At 39.7% G+C, this 4,872-nt stretch carries 5 protein-coding genes; 2 read left to right on the forward strand and 3 right to left on the reverse strand.

The window, feature by feature from the left end:
- The first annotated feature begins 546 nt into the window (after positions 1 to 546).
- The gene (locus tag ABXH34_RS17765) at positions 547 to 1,128 is read left to right on the forward strand and encodes a tyrosine-type recombinase/integrase (protein ID WP_353573224.1); all 582 of its coding nucleotides are present in this window, start codon (positions 547 to 549) and stop codon (positions 1,126 to 1,128) included.
- 540 nt (positions 1,129 to 1,668) lie between these two features.
- Here the strand turns inward: ABXH34_RS17765 and ABXH34_RS17770 are convergent.
- From ABXH34_RS17770 to ABXH34_RS17780, 3 genes are all read right to left on the reverse strand, one after another.
- Positions 1,669 to 2,571, reverse strand: a complete 903-nt coding sequence (locus tag ABXH34_RS17770; protein WP_353573225.1) for a hypothetical protein — start codon at positions 2,569 to 2,571, stop codon at positions 1,669 to 1,671.
- 118 nt (positions 2,572 to 2,689) lie between these two features.
- Complete coding sequence (locus ABXH34_RS17775) at positions 2,690 to 3,748, reverse strand: helix-turn-helix domain-containing protein (RefSeq protein WP_353573226.1); 1,059 nt, start codon at positions 3,746 to 3,748, stop codon at positions 2,690 to 2,692.
- A gap of 247 nt (positions 3,749 to 3,995) precedes the next feature.
- Positions 3,996 to 4,241 (reverse strand): hypothetical protein, encoded by a 246-nt coding sequence (locus ABXH34_RS17780; RefSeq protein ID WP_353573227.1) that lies wholly within the window; start codon positions 4,239 to 4,241, stop codon positions 3,996 to 3,998.
- A 376-nt stretch (positions 4,242 to 4,617) separates the two neighbouring features.
- Between ABXH34_RS17780 and ABXH34_RS17785 the strand changes: the two genes are divergently transcribed.
- A partial coding sequence (locus ABXH34_RS17785) for a hypothetical protein (RefSeq protein ID WP_353573228.1) occupies positions 4,618 to 4,872 on the forward strand: 255 nt, incomplete at its 3' end.

Raw genomic sequence — 4,872 nt, forward strand, 5'->3', positions numbered from 1 at the left:
TTTCTTTATTTATTTCATCATGGCTAGAAAAGGCAAGTGTTCAGATAAGCAGAGGGCACGTCGTGGCAAGCGTGAGTCTCACCGGCGTTCTCATCAGGGACGTAATTCAGGTAAACGGGGGCGTTAGTTCCCGTTTACTGAAACTGATTTAGTAACTTAATCAGAATCCCACGCCTACCCATAGGATATGCCACCACCGTTCTCATCAGGGACGTAATTCTGGTAAACGGGGGAACTGATTTAGTAACTTAATCAGAATCCCACGCCTACCCATAGGAGATGTCACCACCGTCACTGGTTGGCATGGCACCAAGTCACTCACTACCCCGCTGCGCATCACCGGCCGATGATTGTTTATCAAACCATTGATTTCATTAATTTTTTTAAAGATTAATTTGTCTCATTCCAAAATACCTGAGTTTGACATACTGAAGGTTTGTTAAACTCACTATTCAAGCCACTTTCTTGATAATTTACCTTGCTATTTTCTCCAGAAAAACGTATAATAACCATAATTGTTTTAATAGAATTATTAAGGAGTTTGCTATGCAAGGCTGTCGTCCACTCAATCATGATGAAAAGAAGCGTCTTTTAAACACCGCTGCCCATAATCAACGGGATAATTTATTAATCCTTCTGGGGCTGGCTACGGGCTTTAGAGTCAGTGAACTTTTGAGTCTCAAGATTGGTGATTTGATTGCGCCGGATGGTTCGGTATTAGATCGTGTCGCACTGAAAGCGGCGAACACAAAAAACGGAACGGGTAGGGTTCAGGTGCTGCATGGGAAGGTGAAAATGGCCGTCAAAGAGTGGACGGATTATCTTTTGTCGAAGGGATTTGGTTTGGAGAGTGCAATATTTGTGGGTAGGCAATCAAAGGGGAGTAAGGCGATTACGCGGCAGCGAGCGTGGCAGATTATCAAGGGCTTATTTGAGAAGGCAGCTATCTTTGGTCAAACGGGTACGCATACGCTTCGCAAAACCTTTGCAAAGGAAATGAAGACAAGGCTGGGGGATATTCAGAAGGTGGCCGACGCTTTAGGTCACAAGTCAATTCAATCGACAATTTGCTATCTGTCGTTCGATCATGAAGACGTGGATAATGCTATTTTGGGGATGGAGTTTTGATATGGATGTGAGTATTTGAATAACTGTAAAGTAATTGTAGTTAAGTAGGTACGCAAAAGTTTATTAATAATTTTATCGAGGCTTTTTAGGGCAGCAAAAACACACTATCTACCCGAAATAAAATGTTAAAAAATTTATGCGTATCTACCTAATACAAAATCAATCCCATTTAACAACCCCAGCGTCCAATCAGTATAATGCCTATTATTTTGTATTTTGTTGCTATCACTTAACGGGTAAATTATTTTCTGTTAAAAACTTTGACTGTGAAACCAAAGGCCCTTTTACTTGATGCTCAAGTTTTTTATAACGTATTTGATTTTAAGGGTAAATATAAATTTGAATGCTTAAAACAAAATAACATTAAAAATTAATGAGTTTCCTATTTGTAACGCTCCAAAATAAGATCGTCGCAAAGCTTGCCAAACATCAAAAACTTGAGCATCGAATTTTAATTAATTGTTTTTAACGTCAACAACTGCTCGTTTTTTTAACATAACGGAAAAAGGAAAGAATTAACGTTATTTTGACCCCAATCAATTATTTGCAACTGCTGCTTAGCTTGTCTTTCAACTTAACAGTGGAATTGGAGTAATAGCCAATTTCAATATCCTCCGTTGAGTATATTGAGGTTGGGATGCCAGCTGTGCGCATAACATTATTTATGCCTAAAGACCAGAAGTGGTGGCCCTTATGACGGGGGTTGTAGTTTACCGCCGTATTTCCAATGAGATAGCCTTTATATTTGAGACGAACTTTCATCACGCCTCGGCTGGCAGAAAGTTCAGCTGCTATGGACTGGCAAGGTTTAAGCTGGACGCTTACACCGGAAGTTGAACCTACAGTGATGTTTTTGGATTTTTGTCCACCTATTCCCCACGATTGACTATATGACATTGAAGTTTCTCCCTTAGCACCAGTGCCGAGAAATGAAACGCCGTACTCAAATTTTTGGCCTATTGTAAACGTGCCGCCCTTACTCCAATTAGATGATACCGTATTACTTACCGTATCTGATACAGATACGCTAAAGTCACCAGTTTGACTACTGTTATTCTCGAAATTCTGGGTTTTGACGATTATCGGATCCGATGTGAGGCTGATAATATTCGCATCCTGAACAACCATAACCATTTTCACTTGCGACCAGCTATACGTTTTATAGAGGTCACCCCATGGAGTGGGACTGTGAAGATATGCGTCGTTCGGTTTTTTACCGAAGTAGGCATTAACAGCATTCTTAAGCTGATTATCGCCGAGACCGAAAGTTGCCTTCTCTGCGTCCGTAATAATATGCTCTATAGAGCCTGTGGCGGTAACGCTTGAAGCTGCTCTATCTTGACCAGCAACGATACTGACAGTAATACCTGCAATACTTTGATGACTTGCAACACAACCAATAGTTAAGACTATTCCGGATAAAATAGTTTTTTTCATAATCATTTTTAACTTTTTAGGAAAAAATTACTTGGTGATACAAAAAAAGGTTAGGCTTTGGAGTTTTGCAAGAACCTCTAATTACTTAATTATCAAGCTTTTAATAAGTTCTTGATATTATTACTCAAAACGGCACCTCATCCACATCTTTGACCCGCGATCCCAAAATCTCACCAATACTCCTAAATTGAGATTTGTTACCCATTCGCGGCGAGACGCATCTTAAGCCCCGTTTCATTCCAATCTCTGGCGTATCGTGGTAATGCTTACACGATGTACGTTGCACCTCACCAGTTCTAACCATCTCATAAGTGAGTATATTCTGCTCATCGCAATAAGGGCACTCATTAGGCGCGTAAACCTGCCTATCAGCCGCCTTATTAGATGACCCCTTCACTTCCCTTGATGTTTGCTCAAGAGGCGTAAAATCACCCATGAGGTAATTGTCAACCACTTTTCTCAAAAAGGACACTGGCTTTTGAAGCGTGCCATTATCTAACTTTTTGGCCACAACATCAAGTACATTTTGACGCGCTTGATCATCAGGTAGTTTAGCCAAGGCCTTCATGACGATTTGGTTTTGATCTAAGGCTATTGGCCAATTCAAATTAGAAATATCTAAAACGACTGACTGACCGACTTTGGCATCGTTTTTGCTATTTACGCACAGAGAGTAGGTATTAGTCTGTCTGTCGTCTGTCCTTAAATGAGTTTCCTTGTCTATGTATTCCTTCTTATTGGGTATTCCTTTAGGTATCTCTGTGATACTAGGGGTAGTATCTTTCTGGCACTGGGGTAGTGTCTCTGTGATACTAGGGTAGTATCTCTGTGATACTAGGGGTACCTCTGAAATACTAGGGGGAGTAGGTAAATCTAAAATCGTATAGAGATTAGAAATATTTTCCTTACCCTTTGTATGTTCATTTTCAATAGTACGTTGTTCACATTTTATGAGCCCTAATTCAACCAGTTTTTTAATGGTGCGAATTACCGTAATTCGACTAACACCACACTTTTTTGCAATAGTCTCAAATGATGGATAACAAGTACCATTGTTATTAGCGTGTCTTACCAAGCATAAGTAAATAGCAATACCATTAGCTTTAAGCACTGAACCCCATGTATCAAAAATATCATCATGAGCCCAAAAAAAATGGGACTTACGAGAATCTTTAATTTGCATGTCGTCTCCTCAAATTTGGAGAGACATAACGCAGGTAAATGTGGTATAAATATCGCCCTACGTTTTTCTCTCAAATAATCGCTCCGATTTAAAGACCTGTTTGCTCACATTCCGCCAAGAACTACTGAGCAAACGGGCGGTTATTTGGCATACTTCAAAATAACGTAGCCTTTGTAAAGATTCTTTAATCTTTATTCCCCATTTTGTTCAAAACATTGCTAAAACCTTGGACAAAAGGGGGGCATTTTTAAAAAAACGATTGTGATCGTTTTAATCCTTCCAACATTTCCCGCCTTATTTTTTGAATAGCGAGTCGCTGTTCTTCTGACAATTCGTCAAATCCTAAAAATTCTTCTAGTGCAAATTCAACTTGTTTATTAAGCGAGCGTTTATTTCGTTTTGCTGAAGCTTGAAGCCTTTCTTTTAAATCCAGCTCTTTTGAATAATCAATAATAAGCCGACTTAAATTAGGCCTTTCTTTTCGATCTGCCATTATCGTTAATCATTTGGTTGTTGATTTTTTTAATAGGGGTTGTATAATACATGTTGTGCAGGTATATAACAAGCACAAATTTTAATATAAGTGGCGTGTTTAGTGTAAAAAACACTGACACGCCGCACCAAATACAACCTAACTGTAATAGGTGAACTATGGATATCAACACTCTACACCATAGCGGCCCCCATTTACCGGCCGCACTCCCCACTCTCACGATCCGAGTCGTCCCTTTGGTTGATCAAAGCGGTCATCGCCACTCAACGAAAAAGGGAGGTCAATAACTCAGTTCATAGCTGTGTACCCGCGTATTGACTGGCTATATGCCCATTGTATTCGACTCAGTACACAGCAGTGACTGGGGAAAAATGCTATGAACACGACTGCATCACTCCCTAATTCAGTTATTCAATTACCTGCTTTGACGATCAGTAAATGGCGATTACGCTTTCTCACTTTCATCGCAACCGGCCTTGTCGTGATGGGTATTCTTTGTAACATTATTTTTTATAGCGAATTTGGTCAAGGTTTCTCATCACTCGTTTATGCCATTATTGGTTTGTTACTTGATTTAAGCAAAATCGCTATCATTGGGCTATTTGTCATTTTCTTGGCCGACTTTGAAAAG

This window comes from Candidatus Albibeggiatoa sp. nov. BB20 (assembly GCA_016744725.1).
Lineage (GTDB): Bacteria > Pseudomonadota > Gammaproteobacteria > Beggiatoales > Beggiatoaceae > Albibeggiatoa.

What these genes read in the sequence shown, in the direction of transcription:
- ABXH34_RS17780 (WP_353573227.1), bottom strand. Translation starts at nt 4,241, where the DNA reads ATGGCAGATCGAAAAGAAAGGCCTAATTTAAGTCGGCTTATTATTGAT.
- ABXH34_RS17775 (WP_353573226.1), bottom strand. Translation starts at nt 3,748, where the DNA reads ATGCAAATTAAAGATTCTCGTAAGTCCCATTTTTTTTGGGCTCATGAT.
- ABXH34_RS17765 (WP_353573224.1), top strand. Translation starts at nt 547, where the DNA reads ATGCAAGGCTGTCGTCCACTCAATCATGATGAAAAGAAGCGTCTTTTA.
- ABXH34_RS17770 (WP_353573225.1), bottom strand. Translation starts at nt 2,571, where the DNA reads ATGATTATGAAAAAAACTATTTTATCCGGAATAGTCTTAACTATTGGT.